This is a genomic window from Bacillus sp. FSL R7-0672 (assembly GCF_038601465.1).
GTDB classification, from domain to species: Bacteria; Bacillota; Bacilli; order Bacillales; family Bacillaceae; genus Bacillus; species Bacillus pumilus.
The window spans coordinates 225422-242079 of record NZ_CP152010.1 but is presented as its reverse complement, the minus strand read 5'-3'; the positions used below and the strand labels follow the sequence as shown (position 1 = coordinate 242079).

Here is a 16658-nt window from a genome sequence, read left to right as displayed (position 1 = left end):
TAACAGTATACGGCCTGATCTGGGCGGAAAACAGTCTATAAATGAGATTACATTCGGGGTATAATGATAGTAGAGAGTAAGAAGTGATTCGATCTAAAAAAACGGAAACTTCTCATTAACACCAACAATGACAAAAACGAGAATCCCTTCCACAGCTGACAGAGTCACAATCACGCCATGGTTCATTGGGTATTCCCTCGCAATCAATTTCTGACCTATATAATTCAAAGCATAAAAAATGAAAAACAATAAAAAAAACAGAAAAAGAATCGTCATCATATAAACAACCCCTCCCTTACAATGGATATTAAACCATTTTTTACAATATATCATCAGACTATCATTTTAGAACAACTCGAACAATATCATCTTGCCATTAGAGTGAACGAAAAATAGCCAACCACCCACATGAGGTGATTGGCTTTTTTATTTGTTACTCCCCGATGTTCTCTCCATTTTGCTGAATCAAGGTTTCATACCAGTAAGAGCTCTTTTTACGGATTCTCTTCAGGTCTTTTAGGTCAAATTCATCGCGGTTGACGTAGATGAATCCGTAGCGCTTGGAGCACCCTTGGTGTGTGCTGATTAAGTCGATAGCGGACCACGGGCAGTATCCGAAGACCTCGACGCCGTCTGTGATCGCCCATTTGATTTGTTCGATATGCTTTTCTAAATAGTCAATTCGATAATCATCTTGAATCGATCCATCTTCCTCTAATTTGTCGAAAGCACCCAATCCGTTTTCCGTGATAATAAGAGGCAGCTGATAACGGTCGTAAATCTCACGCATCGTTGATCGGAAGCCGACAGGGTCAATCTCCCAGCCAAACGCATTTTTACTTAGGAACGGGTTGTTGCCACCTTTGTATACACCGTCTTCACCAGATTTCAAATGCTGATCTCCGCCGCGTGCAAATTCATCCTTGCCATCTCCTTTACTCGCTTCAACCGTTTGAGATGTGTAGTAGTTAAAGGCAATGAAGTCCGGCTTCGCGCTTTTCAAAATATCCATATCTCCCTCTTCGATGACAGGAAGAATGTCTTTTTCCTTCATGTATGCCCACGCAAGGTTGTTATAACGGCCGAAGACTGCCATATCAAGATAAAGCCAGTTGCGGATCGCATTGTAATTCGCCGCAGCAAGCACATCCTCAGGCTTTGGAGAAGCCGGATAAATGAGCGCGATGTTTGGCGCTGGTCCAATTTTCGCTTCGGGCAACATTTGATGACAAAGCGTCATGGCTTTCGCCTGAGCGACGAGCATATGATGGTTCTGCTGATACAGTTCTTTTTTCGGATTTTCTAAATTTGGATCAAGTGTACCGAGCGCTGATCCATGTAAGATCATCATGTTTTGTTCATTAATGGTCAGCCAATATTTCACCTTCTGACCATACTCCTGAAATAGAACCTTTGCATACCGTTCAAACGCATCTACTGTCGCACGATTTGACCAACCGCCTTTTACTTGAAGTGCATGAGGCAGATCAAAATGATACATCGTCACGATTGGTTCAATATCATAGCGGCGCAGTTCATCGATGAGAGAATGATAGAATTCAATCCCCTTTTGATTGATCTCCCCATCTCCATTTGGAATGATCCGTGTCCATGCAATAGAGAAGCGATAAGCCTTCAAACCCATTTCTGCAAACATCTTCACATCCTCTTTATAGCGGTGATAGTGATCGCTTGCGACTTTAAAATCTGTTGTTCCTTCAGGGTAACTTGCTCTCATATCAATGACAGATGGTCCTTTGCCATCCTCGTTCCACGCACCTTCTACTTGATAGGCGGATGTAGATCCGCCCCAGAAAAAGTCCTTTGGAAATGGTGCTAGTGTTGAATATCTCATAATTTCTTCCTCCTCTTGATTAAACGAGATGTAAAAATGATTGTCCTGGTGTGATTTGTTTTTCTTCTGTTTCTATGATATCGCTAAACTCACCTGAATTGGTAATAATCACTGGTGTTGTGACGGACAGGCCGGAAGCTTGGATGGCTTCAATATCAAACTCCGCAAGCAATTCGCCCTCTGTGATGGTTTGCCCCTGTACGACCTTCGGGGTAAAATGCTGACCGCCTAATTGTACGGTATCAAGTCCAATGTGAATGAGCACTTCTGCTCCGCTTTCAGAAGTAAGACCGTACGCATGTCCTGTTGGGAACACCGTTGTCACAACTCCTGATACTGGTGCAAACAGCTTGCCTTCTGATGGAATGATGGCTGCACCCTTTCCTAGTGCACCAGATGAGAATGCCTTATCCTGTACTTCCTCTAGCTTGATCACCTCACCCTTTAAAGGACTTTTCACATGAGCTGCTTTGACCCCATGTTCGTTTTCCATTGTTGGTGCGGCAACCGGTGCTGACGTTTCATCTTCATCTACTGGATCCTTAAATCCAATCAAGTAAGTCAAGACGATGGATAGAACAAACGAGACCGAGATTCCGATGATGAACCCTGTAAACCCTTGTCCGTAGAAAATCGGAAGTGTCAGTAAACTTGGAAGTCCTGACGCAATCGCAATACTTTGTGAATAACCGATGATCGCACCGCCGACCCCAGCAGAGATAACGGCTGCAATAAATGGTTTTTTCAAACGAAGTGTGACCCCGTATACAGCTGGCTCTGTGATCCCAAACACGGCAGAAACCGCTGTTGATCCAGCCAATGATTTCAGCTTTTTATTCTTTGTTTTCAGCATAACACCGATGGAAGCACCGGCTTGTGAAAATACAGCTGGCGCAGTCGCCGGCTTGATATGATCTTTTCCATGGACGGCAATATTATTTAAAATCACTGGCACTAGACCCCAGTGGATACCGAAGATCACAAGAACCTGCCATGCCATCGCAATTAAAGCACCTGCAAGTGTAGGACTAAAGGAGAATACTTTCAGCAAGACAGCGGCAATGCCGTTCCCTGCATACACACCAAATGGTCCGAATACAATGAGTGTCAGTGGAACAACCGTGACAAGTAAAATCAGTGGAGTAATAAAGTTTTTGACACTTTCATGAATGACTTTGTTAAAGAAACGTTCGATATATCCCATGACAAACACTGCCAAAATGATTGGAATAACCGTTGATGTATAAGACATTAAGACGACCGGAATACCGAAGAAGGTCACATCTCCGCCGCCTTTTGACAATTCTTGAATGGTTGGGTAAATGAGTGCACCAGCAATCGTCACAGCGACAAATGGATTCGCTTTAAACTTCCTCGCCGAAGTGAATGCGAGCAGTAATGGCAGGAAGTAGAACAAGCTGTCAGACGCAGCAAATAAAATTTGATACGACGTATCTTCAGGTGATAACCATTTTGCATTGATACAGATCCCTAATAGACCTTTTAAAATACCAGCACCTGCCATGACACCGAGAAGTGGTGTGAAAATACCAGAGACAATGTCGACGAATTTTCCGAAAAGACTCGTGCTCTCTCCACCTGATTTTGCAGATGAAGAAGTGGACTCCTCTAATAGATTTGTAAACTCCCCAATCTCTCGATAAACCTCTGGTACAGTATTGCCAATGACTACTTGAAATTGGCCGCCGCTTTCCATAACAGTTACAACGCCATTTAATTTTTCAATGGCTGCTTTGTCTGCTTTTGATCGGTCATTTAATGTGAAGCGAAGTCTTGTAGCGCAATGGACCAGTGAATGAACGTTTTTCTCTGTGCCAATGAGTTTGATAATGTCTTCTGCTAATTGACGATAACTCATACAAAAACCCCCTTTTTTTCAAAAAAATACGTTTTTGGGCAAAATAAAAACCTAAACGGGCACCAAAAATAGTCGCAACTGCTATTGCGCTTTTTCAGTGAACGTTTAGGTTTTGCCTGCCGAACAGTCACAATCCTCTAAGACGATCATTGTGAAACCGTATTCTTTTATGTTTATGAGCAAATAGTACCACTCTGCTTTTCTTATGTCAACGCTTTCTTTTAAAACTACCTTTATTTTTCTCGTTTGATCAATCGATTCAAATGAATAGATAGATACAGCATCTCCTCTGATGTGAGATCTCGGTGATAGGTTTGATAGACATATTCTGCGATTTTCTTTGCACATTCGTATGCCTTCGGATATTTTACCTTGATAAGCTGATACAAGTCATGATCTTCGCTGACAAGCATTGTTTCGTTCATCAGACGCTGGACGAAAAAGCGTAAATGCGTGAGAAAACGATAAAAGTTGAGCGAATCTTCATCAAATTCCATATTGAGATGATATTTCACAATGGTGAGAATGGCGTTTACTTCTTTTGTGATATTGACCGTTGTATTCATGTCCTCATTGAGCTCTGCATTAATGATATGCATAGCAATAAAGCCTGCTTCATCCTCAGGCAATTCAATATGTAGACGCTCTTCAATCATCTCAAGGCAGTCCTTTGCCACAAGAAATTCATCTTTGTATAAGCGTTTAATCTCCCAAATGAGCGAATTCTCAATGAGGTGATTTTTCTTCAATCGTTCGATGGCGTAATGAATATGGTCTGCGAGTGATACATGCAGACTTTCGTTTAATCTTCGGTTCAGCTTTGTATGTGCATATTGAATCATTTCTTCGGTTACCTTGACCACATCATACGGAACCTCCAGAAGCAGCATTTTCATCCGCTCATGAACGGAATGATCCTCTAGTCGAAAGACTTTATCGATTAACGACTCGTCTACCGGGTCCCCGGGTCGCCGCTTGAACGCGATACCTCTCCCCATGACGACGATTTCTTTCCCTTGTTCATCTATCACACTAATGACATTATTGTTTAGAACTTTTTGTATCTGCAACCCCAAACACCTCCGTCTATGAACCACAATCTTCTCTCAAAATATGCTCTCATCTTAACATAACTGTCAAATCACTTGGTGTTTTTATCTGACTTTTGCAATAGATTTCACCATAATTCTCCCCCGTCATAGCTGGTCTGATCCTTCAATTGCCTGCATACAATACTCCGAGGAGGTGACCTTCAGTGAAGGCTTTTTTCTGGTCTGCATCATTTCTTTTCATGCTTCTATTCACACTCGTCTTTCTAGGAATCGTGTTTTTGCTTAGTGGACAAGGCATGAATCAGCTTTGGAAGTATGTGCTCATCTCATTTGTCACAGCAGCCGTTTTGCGCGGTGTCACCACTTGGCTAAGGCAGCACGTGATGCATCATTTATCAAAATAAAACGGCTGCCCGTAATATTCAGGCAGCCGTTCCTTTATTCTTTGGATGATGCGGCTTCTTGCGTAGAAGTACGCAGCTCATCATTGATTTTTTTCGCATCCTCTAGAAATTCTGTTTCAAATCCACTTTTGAGTGCCCACATATAAAATAGCAGAGCAACCACTGTAATAAGAGCCATGTCCCAGCCATAATGAATGACGTTATAGCCGCCGAATTTGTCACTGCCAAGGCAGGAAATCGTCATCATCACAAGTAAGTACACGACCATCCAAGCACCCGCCTTGAAGTTGCGGCCGAAGCCTTTCCACTTCGCTTTTGCTTGATAGTAAAAATAGATAGGAAGACCGATGAGAATAATGAATAGCACCTGACCTGTTAACGGCCATCTCGCCCAATACAGCGTCAATGACGCAAAGACAAAACCGAGAGGAGCAATAATGCTGAGTCCTTTTATTCGAAGGGGACGATATAAATCTGTCCCTGTCTTTCTCAGTGTCATGACAGTTACTGGGCCTGTCAAATAAGAAATAAGTGTCGCAACAGAAATGATTTCCGCAAGTACACCCCAGCCTCTAAACAAAAACAGAAAGATAAACGATACGGCTAAGTTAAAAAACATCGCTGGACGAGGCACGCCATAAATAGGGTGCAGACGACCAAGTACACTTGGCATGTATTTGTTTTTTTCCATTCCATAAATCATACGGGATGTCGTCGCCGTATACGTAATGCCTGTACCAGAAGGTGATACAAACGCATCTGCATATAAAATCAGAACCAGCCAGTTAATCCCAAGCGCAATGGCAAGGTCAGCAAATGGCGAGTTAAAATTCAAATGTCCCCATCCATTCACAATCATGGACGGATCGACAGCACCGATAAAGGCGATTTGTAAAAGAACATAAATCACAGTCGCAATCAAAATGGATCCAACAATAGCAATCGGAATTGATCGGCCTGGATTTTTCGCCTCACCCGCCATATTAATCGGGCTTTGGAAGCCATTGAAGGCAAACACAATTCCTGATGTCGCAACAGCTGTCAGCACACTCGCCCAGCCATTAGGGGCAATACTTGTTCCAGAAGTAAAATTCTCACTATGAAAACCTACGAATAAGAGCGCACCAATTGTTAATCCTGGAATGACAATTTTAAACACGGTAATGAATGTATTGGCTTTTGAAAATAACCCTACTGTCCAATAATTGAGCAGAAAGTAAATCACAAGAAGCACACTGGCGACCATGAGCCCTTCTGTCGTCAACACCCCTTTTGTGACCAAATGGCTTGTCCACTTTGCCCATTCCCAAGGCCATGAACTCATATACTGGACAGAAGCCACCGCCTCAACCGGAATGACGGAGACAATTGCGATCCAGTTTGCCCAAGCGGCAATAAACCCGATAAAAGAGCCGTGTGAATATTGCGTATATTTCACCATTCCCCCTGCCTCTGGAAACATCGATCCGAGTTCACTATAAGACAAAGCGATAAATAAAATCACAACCATCCCAATCAACCAGGATAAAATAGCAGCAGGACCTGCAATTTGAGCGGCACGCCAAGCACCGAATAGCCATCCTGAACCAATGATTGAGCCAAGACCTACCATCATTAAAGCGAAAGTTCCCATTCTACGATGTAAATGATTCATGTTCATAACACCTTTCGATTAAATTACAAAGCATGTGCCCAAGTAAGCACCTTTCTTTCATTGCAGCTCACTTTTCATTCAATTGACAAATATTTCTTCAACTAAATCTTTACCCTTGTTCATTTTTTCGCCTGTTTTATTATCTCTCAATTCTCCATTTTCTGAAATAGTCGAACATGCTTATTTCTTAAGAAAGCGCTTTTTCAATGCTTCAATCTATTAGACTGAATAACTACCTTTACCCTTATTTTGAAAAAAACAAAACAAAAAAGAAAGAGGAAATGAACCCCCCTTTCTTCTGAGCCCTATCATGTATAGAAAAAAGGATAAAGGGGGTTTCCCTCTATCCTTGTGAGATTGCTTGTTCTTGTTCAATCACAGCTAGTCTTTCTTGCACTTCTTCTTCAGACAGGTTGTGCTGTTTCACATAAAGGTTACGTTCACTCGTACGACATTCATGGCTGCAGCTGCGCATATACTTATGCTCGCTTTCTTCTGTTGCAATCATTTTGCGGTTACATGCAGGGTTTGCACAGTTCACATAACGCTCGCAAGGCTCACCAGTGAAGAAATCTTTTCCGACAACCACATGCTCTGTTTGATTCACGGGCACTGTTAAGCGAGTATCAAACACATAGCATTGACCATCCCAAAGCTTCCCTTGAACTTCTGGATCTTTTCCATACGTGACTATTCCGCCGTCAAGCTGAGAGACATCTTCAAAGCCTTCACGCTTTAACCAGCCAGAGAATTTCTCACAGCGTACGCCGCCTGTGCAATACGTCAGGATTTTTTTCCCTTCAAGAATCTCTTTATTGTCACGAATCCACTCCGGTAATTCGCGGAATGTCTCAATATCAGGACGAACTGCCCCTCTAAAGTGGCCGACATCAAACTCGTAATCATTACGCGCATCTATCACAACGGTATCAGGTGATTGCATTTGCTCGTAAAACTCGACCGGGCTAAGATGTTTACCTGTTAGTTCTAACGGATTCACGTCATCTTCAAGGCTCAGATTCACTAGTTCATTCCGATGGCGGACGTGCATTTTTTTAAACGCATGACCATCTGTTTCATCAATTTTGATCGGCATAGACGCAAAGCGCGGATCTTCTTTTAATGCTTGCATGTACTTGTCCGTTTGCTCAAGAGTTCCTGAAACCGTTCCGTTTATACCTTCTGATGAAACAAGGATACGGCCTAACAAACCAAGCTCCTTACAGAATGCTAGATGCTCTGCTGTAAACGTCTCTGGGTCCTCAATGGGGACATATTGATAGTAAAGTAAGACACGATATTGTTTTTCCATATATATAAACACCTCTTAAATTTAATGAGAACATACCGTTCTTTATCATACAGGAAATACATACCTAAAGGCAATGACAGCGGCTCAATTCCATAAAACGGAAGGGTCTTTCTTCTCATATTTGACAGAACTTTCAGTAAAATGAGATGATTTATGAAATATGATGTTGTAAAGGAGCAGAACGCAATGATCCAGCCAGAAGATATCGTCAGAAGCGGTCCAAACCAATTTATTTCTCAAAAAGGCATTTATCATGAACTCGATTCACTTGTTTCTCCATCCTTCCAGTCGCCCGCTGTCGTGACGGGATATGATTCATTTCATGCTTTTTCACAGTATACAAAGCTTCCGCCATATTGGCCTGTTGTTCAGCACCAAGGATACAGTTCACCCAATGCAATCACTCGAATTGCAGAAGAACTGAAAGAGGCAGATGTGGTGATTGGGATTGGAGGCGGCACGATTTTAGACACCGCCAAGTCAGTAGCAAAGGCTCTTCAAATTGAAGTGATCATGGTTCCAACCATCCCGGGGACATGTGCTGCATCTACACCGCTTAGCGTCATTTATGATGACAAGGGAAATTTCATGAGAGTCGATTACCATAAACGGTCCAGCTACCTCACGCTCATTGATCATACATTTTTGCTCTCGTCTCCTCTTTCCTACCTTCAAAGTGGGATTGGAGATACGCTGGCCAAATGGTATGAAGCAGAAGCCATTATTCGAAATGCAAAGGATTCCTTGCCGCTCATGGTGCATGCAGCACTAAAACAGGCGGTATACGTGAGGGATATTCTTGTTTCCCATAGCGAAGAAGCTATCCACAGCTTGCAAACGGGTCAGCTTTCGCAAGCATTTGCAGATGTAACGGATACCATTATTACATTAGCTGGCACGGTCGGCGGCTACGGAGGACGCTACGGAAGAATGGCAGGAGCCCACGCCATCCATAACGGATTGACGTTTATTGAGGAAACGCACCATATGTTACATGGTCAAAAAGTGGCCTATGGCATTCTTGTTCAGCTTGCCGCAGAAAATCGAATGAGCGAAGTAGAAGAATTACTTGAGCTTTATGAAACACTCGGATTACCTAGAAATATGCGTGAGCTTGGCATCACAGCTCAGCTGGAAGAAGCCGCAGAAACAGTGGCAAGCCATGCTGCACGTGCAGACGAAACCTTTTGCCTGATTGGAGAGTATTCCAAAGAGCAAATTGTCGGCGCCATTCAAGTCATTGAAAACGTATCAGCCTCATAAAATCGTTCAATAAGAAAAGCACAGGCATCCCACCTGTGCTTTCCTTTCGATTAAAAATCAAAGTTATCTGGATCTGGACCTGTGCGCTCATCTTCATTGAGCTGATCGATGACTTCCATCTCATGTGCGGACAGCTCGAAATCGAAGACTTGTGTGTTTTCGATGATTCGACTCTTCGTCACAGATTTTGGAATGGTGATAATACCATGCTGCAAGTCCCAGCGAAGAATGACTTGAGCCACGGATTTGTCATGTTTTTTCGCAATATCCTGAAGAACAGGATGGTTCAGCAGCTTCCCGCTGCCTAATGGTGACCACGCTTCTACATGAATCCCTTTCTCCTTGCAGTAGTCTCGTAAAGGCTCCTGCGTCAGCTTGGGATGCAGCTCGATTTGATTAACCATTGGCACAACTTCTGCTTCTTCTAATAGATCATCTAGATGGTGCTGATGGAAGTTACACACACCGATGGCTCGAACGTGTCCATCCTTATACAGCTTCTCTAGTGCTTTCCAAGTATCTTTATATTTACCTTCAACTGGCCAATGAATTAAATAAAGGTCTAATACATCTAACCCTAGCTTGTTCATACTTGTTTCAAAGGCTTCAAGTGTTGATTCATAGCCTTGATCACGATTCCACACCTTTGTCGTAATAAACAGCTCATCGCGAGAGATGCCTGATTGCTGAATGGCTTTGCCTACCCCTTCTTCATTTTGATAGGCAGCTGCTGTATCAATGCTGCGATAGCCCGCTTCAAGAGCGTCTGTGACTGCATTTACAGCCTCATCCCCATCTTTTACTTGCCATACACCGAAGCCTAGCTTCGGCATTTTTACTCCGTTTGCTAATGTGACTGTATCTGTTAATCCACTCATCAAACAAACCTCCGCTTCATTTTTGCTTACCAAGCACTATACCCAAATTTTTGATTGATCATGCATGAATTTTCGCTGGTGTTATTTGATCTATTGTCCTATATCGACTTGATTGGCGTCAACGATTTGGTATTCGCTTGTTTGATCTTTCTTTTTAGAAAAATCATATGTCATTAAAAATGCCTGATCATAGAAAGTCAGACCGTATGTTTCCTTCTTATTCTCATACACCCTGATCCAATAAGAATCTTTTGTGGTTTTTGTGGCTTCATTGGTTTTCTTTAATGTCACATCTGAAAGTTCCTTCAACAGCTTTTGAATGTCTTCTTTCTTGTCAAAAACAACACGTTTATCATCATGCTCAATTTGAATCGAAGTCACCTTATTTTGATCAATCGAGACCACATCATCGAATGAGTATGTTTTGGCATTGATCATAAAATAAATACCAATTCCTATTAAAATGACTACAACTACACCAATGATCCACTTTTTCAACCTAACTCCTCCTTCTATTCGCCACACCTATTGAAACAACGACATCCAATCCCCCTCCTCAGAGAACACTTCAATCCCGTGCTGTTTCAGCAAAGCGGACGTCACACCATCTCCCGCTTTTGTCTTACCGTTAAACTCTCCCTGGTAAATCATCCGGCTCCCGCAAGAAGGGCTGTACTCTTTTAGCACAACCGCTGTTGCTTTCAGAGACTGAACCTGTTCCAGCGCCGCTTTCGCACCTTTGACATACATCTCTGTGACATCAGTTCCATGCACATCAACAACAGCAGCCTGCCCCCGTAAAACATCATGTCCATCTCCGCCAATGATTTCTGCCGGAGGTCTAGGCGTAGAGAAGCCGCCAAGCAGTTCAGGACAAACTGTCACAGCCTTTCCTTCCTGCACTAGCTCTTCGATTCGCTGATCTAATCGATGGCTACCATTATACCGGACCTTCAACCTAGCAAGACAAGAGCTGACCACAATCATGAATGTTCCTCATTTTTATGGATTGAACGTTTTTTACTGACTTTAAAATAAATACTTAACGGCAAACAGAATACCGTGTACACCAAAAAGGGCAGAGCACAATATAAAGCAGCAGCCCCAAATCGACCCTTCAACTCCTGTGATACCAAAAAAGTAAACAAATAATAGCATGCTGACAAATAATCCAACGAACGGCATCATGAATACGTACTTTTTAAAATTTTCCATCATTTCTTTCCCCAAAGAAGCTCCCTCCCTTTTAACATGATCACGAATAACGCCAATATATGTTAATTTTACCATATAAAAAACCGAAATCATCTCATTTTCTACGATGGTTTCGGTTTTTTTAATCTATATTTTTTCTTTCCATGCCTTCAAAAAGCGCTCAATCACTTGTAATTCATCTTCATGAAACTGCTGGAGAAATTCTAAGTAGGACGCGACAGCTTTCTCATGTAATTCATCATGCAGCGCCGCCAATTGCGTGCCTTTCTCTGTCAATGAATAGTAGACAGATTTTTTATCCCCTTGCCGGTGGCAATAGTCCACCATGCCTTTATCGATTAGTTTTTTCACAGCCTTTGTAATAGCGGGCTTTGATAGTTTCAGTTGTTGAGAAAGAAATGTATTATTTGATTCGTTTGGATTGGCTTGAATCATTGATAAAATGTGAAGCTGTGTGAGTGTCCAATCTTGCTTGAGTGTATCAGTCGTGGTAATCAGTGGATCTGTTGGATCATTCCTTCTCTTTTCTCTATGAATAATCAGATCTTGAATCGCTTTTAATACAATCTGCTCTTTAGTCTCCATCTGAACCTCCACTCTTAACTGGTTAATAAAATGGTACTAATAATTAAGATAGGAGTCAAAAGAAATGTCAGTGTGATAAAAAGAACAGGCCATCAGACCTGAAAATGGTATATGTACTTTTCTACTAGATGATCTATGATGTCACAGCTCCTCTTTCTTTTATTTGCTATCATTCATAGGGGATGTCATCCAATTTTTGATGAAAAAGGTGAGCTAATGAAAACCGAACAACACATCGCCATTCGCCAATTAGAAGAAAAGATCCACCTGTTTTCTTCAGCTGTGAACGGAACCTCCCTCGCAACGGACGATTTCGTACTATCCAATACTCACATATCGACAGACACATTCAATTTGCTATTACCGACATCAGCGCAAATCAAAGATCCGCAAAAAGTGAAAACGACCATCGAACACTTGCAATCACAGAAACAATCATTCAGTACGTGGGTGGATCACCGCTTACTTCATCCTGATTGGACTGATTTACTAAAGGAATATCAGCTTGAAGAGGTTGAACGTAATACCATCATGATACTTGAGCAGATAGAAGACATGGATACATTCACACCTTCGTCGCTTACAATCAAAGAAGTACTCGATGAGCAGACACTGCTTGATTACAAAAATATCTTTATCGAGCTATTCAAAGAGTCACCGGAGGCCATCGCCTTAGATAACTATTTCCAGCGTTTTTCGCTTGAAGCTATACACTCACGCGCTCGCATGTTCGTCGGATATGCAGACCACAAGCCGGTCACAACAGGCTTATTACTCGAAGCAACCGATAGCTACGGTATTTATGATGTCATCACAAGGGCAGAGCACCGCGGAAAGGGACTTGGCAGTGACATGTTTCATTATCTTCTGACACAGACAGAGAACAAACAAAAGCGCGTCCTGTTACAAGCATCAGCTGACGGCAAAAATATTTACCAACGTGCCGGCTTTCAACCAATCGGCGAAATGGTTGTTTTTGAATAGAACATAAAAAAAGCTGCCTATCATAGGCAGCTTCATAGGCAGCTATTCAGCACGATGCTGACGATCCATATAAAGCGGTGGTCTTTTCAACGAAATCACCGCACAGCTAAACGCAATCAGCACAAACACTGTACCGAACTTCGCCAGATCAACAGATGAACCGGTCATCGTAAACAGGACACCACCAACCGCTGATCCAATTGAGATACCAATTTGCAAGGCCGATGTATTTAAGCTTTGCTGAATATCAGACGTGACAGGATCTGTTTGAATCAAATAGCTCTGCAAGGCAGGCGTTAATGCCCAGCTAAGCGCTCCCCATAGGACAACCATGATCATAAAGAGGACAAACACACCCGCTGTATAAGGAATGATAAACAACACAACCGCAAACGTGATTGTCACCAGCAAAATGGCTTTCCCTGAACCCAGCTTGTCACTAAGCCAGCCGCCTAACCCATTCCCGCCAATAGATGCAAGCCCGAAGACCAAATAACAAATACTAATCCAGAACGGGGTCATATGCAGAACTTCCATTAAAAACGGAGTGAAATAAGAATAAAGCATATAATGACCTGCAAGCATAAACAAACTGATCAAATGTGCACTAAAAATTTTCGGATGCCCTAAAGCACGAATTTGCTCTCTAAGAGGTGTCACTTTTTCAACAGGCATTTTCTCCAATAGGAAATAAATTAGCACCATCGATATCGCTGATAAAATACTGATTCCTAAAAACATCACTCTCCAGCCAAAGCTCTCTGTAATAAAAATACCGATCGGTACACCGAGAACAAGTGAAGAACTAATCCCAATAAAAATCAGCCCTAATGCCTTCGCACGATGCGCTGGTTCCACCAACTTAGCAGTGATCGTCAGTGACAACACCACCACTAGCGCTGTACTCATTGCGATCAATACCCTAGAGATCATGACAAGGGCAAAGGTCGAACTAAAATATGTGAATACATTCCCTATTGTAAACACCAATAACGCGATTAAATAAAGACGCTTTCGTTCAATTTTAGCTGTGGCAGTCAGCAGCACAGGTGCTGAAATGGCATACACAATGGCAAATACGGTGATAAGCTGCCCAGCTGTCGCAAGAGATACATTCAAATCCTCTGCAAGGCTTGGCAAAATGCCTCCGACCACAAGCTCAACTAATCCAACCGCAAAAGTAGAAACGGCTAATAAATATACTCTCCAGTTCATGTCTAACATCCCTTCTCTATATCATCGCTTTCACTTTTGATACAGGGTGAAGACAAACAAAAAAACCCTGATTACAAAAAAGGAAAGCACGCTTTTGTAATCAGGATTTATCGGATCCTGGTAGAAACCCTCAAACCATATTATTGAGGTTATACAAGTCTATTTTTTCTTCAAATATAGTAGCATATGCTTACATAACTGGCAAGCTATAAAAATAGGAAATGACTGCAAATTCACGATCAAACAAAGCACTCAGAACAGCATGAAAAGAAACCCCAGTACAACTTGCTTTCTCCTGCATTTACAGGTAAACTGATGAAAAATCAACGAACATTGATCAACGTAGATCTGGAATAGTAGCTTGAATTGACCTTTAACAGAGAGGGAACGGTGCTGAGAAGTTCCTACTGACATCTTCAAGTGAACCTGCCGATTTAGTTCTGTTTCATACAGCGGTTCATACCGTTATCATGATCGAGTGTAAAGCTGTGCTTTAAATTAGGGTGGTACCACCAGGAATGGTCCCTAACTTAAAGCACAGCTTTTTTGCATTTTAAAAGGAGGAATATGCAATGTCAAAGAAACAATTTGTTGAAAAAATCACAAGCATGGAAGACGACTTTGCCCAGTGGTATACAGATGTTGTCACAAAGGCGCGCCTCGTCGATTATTCAAGCGTCAGAGGCAGTATGATCATTCAGCCATACGGCTTTAAAATTTGGGAGAATATTCGGGACGAACTGGACCGCCAAATCAAAGAAACAGGGCATGAGAATGTGTATATGCCGCTCTTTATCCCAGAAAGTCTGCTGCAGCAGGAAAAAGACCATATCGAAGGCTTCGCTCCTGAAGTGGCGTGGGTCACACATGGCGGTGAATCCGAATTACAGGAAAGGCTCTGCGTCAGACCGACCTCTGAAGTACTGTTCGCTGAGCATTACAAAAATATCATTCATTCCTACCGTGATTTACCGAAGCTTTATAACCAATGGACGAATGTCGTCCGCTGGGAAAAGACCACACGTCCATTCCTTAGAACGCTTGAATTCCTATGGCAGGAAGGACACACATGCCATGAGACGGAGCAAGAAGCGATTGAGGAGACAGAAAGAATGCTTCACATCTACGCTTCTCTTTGCGAAGAGCTCCTTGCCATTCCTGTCATTAAAGGGAGAAAAACAGAGAAGGAAAAATTCGCTGGTGCCCGCTTCACCTATACGGTTGAAAGCCTGATGCATGATGGAAAAGCGCTGCAAACGGCCACTTCTCACTTCTTTGGAAACGGCTTTGCCAAAGCATTTGGCATTGAATTCTTAAACCGCGAAGGAAAGCTAGAGCATGTCCAGCAAACCTCTTGGGGCTTCACCACAAGAATCATCGGTGCCATGATCATGGTGCACGGCGATGACAGAGGACTCGTCCTTCCGCCAAACATTGCGCCAACCCAAGTGCGAATCGTGCCAATCGCCTCTCATAAAGAAGGTGTACTCGATCATGCCTACGAGTTGAAAGATCGACTCACCCGCATCGCACGTGCTGACATTGATGCAAGCGATAAACAGCCAGGCTGGAAGTTCAACGAATGTGAAATGCAGGGCATCCCTCTACGTGTCGAAGTAGGACCAAAGGACATCGAAAAAGGACAGGTGATGCTCGCAAGACGAGACACTGGTGAAAAGCAAGCTGTCACATTAGATGCACTTGAACAAACCATCACATCCACGCTTGAAGATATTCAACGGACGATGTACGAAAAGGCGAAAGAACGATTACATGAAAAAACATCAAAAGCTCACACCATCGAAGACATTGAGCACATTCTTTCAGAAGAAAACCGATTGATTAAAGCCATGTGGTGTGGTGACGAAGCCTGTGAGAACGACATTAAAGAAAGAACAGGGGCGACCTCACGCTGTATCCCATTTGAACAGGAATCTGTTTCAGACACATGTGTCTGCTGCGGAAAACCTGCATCTGATATGGTTTTCTGGGCAAAAGCTTATTGAGAATAGAAACGAAAAAGAAGCATCCTTCATGATGCTTCCTTTTTGTTAAAAAGATCCAAACACCCATTGACCTCACCTACACGATCCCCTATAATTCATATTAATATAATCGGTTTTTAAGACTTTAACTGGAGTGGTGATGTATGAAGCGCTGGCCCTCACTATTTGCCGAACGTTGCCCAAAATGTAAAACAGCATTAGAAGTCTCTAAGTCCAATGCCCTGCAAGGCAAAGTCGTGAAAACATGCCCCAACCTTCATTATCAAAAAGAGTACCACCCAGCACTTGAAACGTATATCGAGCACGATGACGTCAAATAAAAAAGACCAACACGTGTGAAGCAGCTGCTGCTTTCT

Annotated in this window: 16 protein-coding genes and 1 riboswitch; of the genes, 5 read left to right on the top strand and 11 right to left on the bottom strand. The window is 42.6% G+C overall.

The genetic code is table 11. The annotated features are described in order from the left end of the window. Positions 1–433: 433 nt before the first annotated feature. The 3 genes from MKY18_RS01370 to MKY18_RS01360 all read right to left on the bottom strand — a co-directional run bounded on the left by MKY18_RS01370 (position 434) and on the right by MKY18_RS01360 (position 4804). Positions 434–1855: a glycoside hydrolase family 1 protein gene (locus MKY18_RS01370; RefSeq protein ID WP_126741731.1), complete on the bottom strand. Its 1422-nt coding sequence runs from the start codon at positions 1853–1855 to the stop codon at positions 434–436. Between the two features lie 19 nt (positions 1856–1874). Continuing rightward, positions 1875–3734: a beta-glucoside-specific PTS transporter subunit IIABC gene (locus MKY18_RS01365; RefSeq protein ID WP_185108612.1), complete on the bottom strand. Its 1860-nt coding sequence runs from the start codon at positions 3732–3734 to the stop codon at positions 1875–1877. A 233-nt stretch (positions 3735–3967) separates the two neighbouring features. Continuing rightward, positions 3968–4804 carry a PRD domain-containing protein gene (locus MKY18_RS01360; RefSeq protein ID WP_034664343.1) on the bottom strand — a complete coding sequence of 279 codons (837 nt, stop codon included), beginning with the start codon at positions 4802–4804 and terminating at the stop codon, positions 3968–3970. A 185-nt stretch (positions 4805–4989) separates the two neighbouring features. Between MKY18_RS01360 and MKY18_RS01355 the strand changes: the two genes are divergently transcribed. Next, positions 4990–5190 carry a hypothetical protein gene (locus tag MKY18_RS01355; RefSeq protein WP_185108614.1) on the top strand — a complete coding sequence of 67 codons (201 nt, stop codon included), beginning with the start codon at positions 4990–4992 and terminating at the stop codon, positions 5188–5190. A gap of 34 nt (positions 5191–5224) precedes the next feature. Here the strand turns inward: MKY18_RS01355 and MKY18_RS01350 are convergent, their stop codons facing one another. After that, positions 5225–6844: an APC family permease gene (locus MKY18_RS01350; RefSeq protein ID WP_034664347.1), complete on the bottom strand. Its 1620-nt coding sequence runs from the start codon at positions 6842–6844 to the stop codon at positions 5225–5227. A 343-nt stretch (positions 6845–7187) separates the two neighbouring features. After that, positions 7188–8156, bottom strand: a complete 969-nt coding sequence (locus MKY18_RS01345) for a rhodanese-related sulfurtransferase (protein WP_044139195.1) — start codon at positions 8154–8156, stop codon at positions 7188–7190. 189 nt (positions 8157–8345) lie between these two features. On the opposite strand from MKY18_RS01345, the gene MKY18_RS01340 reads away from it, so the two are divergent. Next, a complete protein-coding gene (locus MKY18_RS01340; protein ID WP_185108671.1) occupies positions 8346–9419 on the top strand; it encodes an iron-containing alcohol dehydrogenase family protein in 1074 nt (357 codons plus the stop codon). A 50-nt stretch (positions 9420–9469) separates the two neighbouring features. On the opposite strand, the gene MKY18_RS01335 is transcribed toward MKY18_RS01340, so the two are convergent. The 5 genes from MKY18_RS01335 to MKY18_RS01315 all read right to left on the bottom strand — a co-directional run bounded on the left by MKY18_RS01335 (position 9470) and on the right by MKY18_RS01315 (position 12097). Next, complete coding sequence (locus tag MKY18_RS01335; RefSeq protein WP_221450774.1) at positions 9470–10297, bottom strand: aldo/keto reductase; 828 nt, start codon at positions 10295–10297, stop codon at positions 9470–9472. A 90-nt stretch (positions 10298–10387) separates the two neighbouring features. Beyond that, positions 10388–10795 carry a DUF5301 domain-containing protein gene (locus MKY18_RS01330; RefSeq protein ID WP_185108618.1) on the bottom strand — a complete coding sequence of 136 codons (408 nt, stop codon included), beginning with the start codon at positions 10793–10795 and terminating at the stop codon, positions 10388–10390. A gap of 27 nt (positions 10796–10822) precedes the next feature. Continuing rightward, positions 10823–11284, bottom strand: coding sequence for a DUF523 domain-containing protein (locus MKY18_RS01325; RefSeq protein WP_342497671.1), 462 nt, complete (start codon positions 11282–11284; stop codon positions 10823–10825). Positions 11285–11326: 42 nt separating this feature from the next. Further along, positions 11327–11527, bottom strand: coding sequence for a hypothetical protein (locus MKY18_RS01320; protein ID WP_260406891.1), 201 nt, complete (start codon positions 11525–11527; stop codon positions 11327–11329). A 111-nt stretch (positions 11528–11638) separates the two neighbouring features. Continuing rightward, entirely contained in the window at positions 11639–12097 is a 459-nt protein-coding gene (locus tag MKY18_RS01315; RefSeq protein WP_003216997.1) for a MarR family transcriptional regulator, read from the bottom strand. 216 nt (positions 12098–12313) lie between these two features. Here MKY18_RS01315 and MKY18_RS01310 point away from each other — a divergent pair, with 216 nt between their 5' ends. Then, positions 12314–13081 carry a GNAT family N-acetyltransferase gene (locus MKY18_RS01310; RefSeq protein WP_185108622.1) on the top strand — a complete coding sequence of 256 codons (768 nt, stop codon included), beginning with the start codon at positions 12314–12316 and terminating at the stop codon, positions 13079–13081. 42 nt (positions 13082–13123) lie between these two features. Here the strand turns inward: MKY18_RS01310 and MKY18_RS01305 are convergent, their stop codons facing one another. Continuing rightward, complete coding sequence (locus tag MKY18_RS01305; RefSeq protein WP_065098697.1) at positions 13124–14296, bottom strand: MFS transporter; 1173 nt, start codon at positions 14294–14296, stop codon at positions 13124–13126. Positions 14297–14373: 77 nt separating this feature from the next. Continuing rightward, positions 14374–14473: riboswitch (purine riboswitch) on the bottom strand. Between the two features lie 395 nt (positions 14474–14868). On the opposite strand from MKY18_RS01305, the gene proS reads away from it, so the two are divergent. Continuing rightward, positions 14869–16302, top strand: a complete 1434-nt coding sequence (gene proS / locus MKY18_RS01300) for a proline--tRNA ligase (protein ID WP_342497670.1) — start codon at positions 14869–14871, stop codon at positions 16300–16302. Between the two features lie 143 nt (positions 16303–16445). After that, complete coding sequence (locus MKY18_RS01295; protein WP_167331440.1) at positions 16446–16622, top strand: hypothetical protein; 177 nt, start codon at positions 16446–16448, stop codon at positions 16620–16622. Positions 16623–16658: the final 36 nt, after the last annotated feature.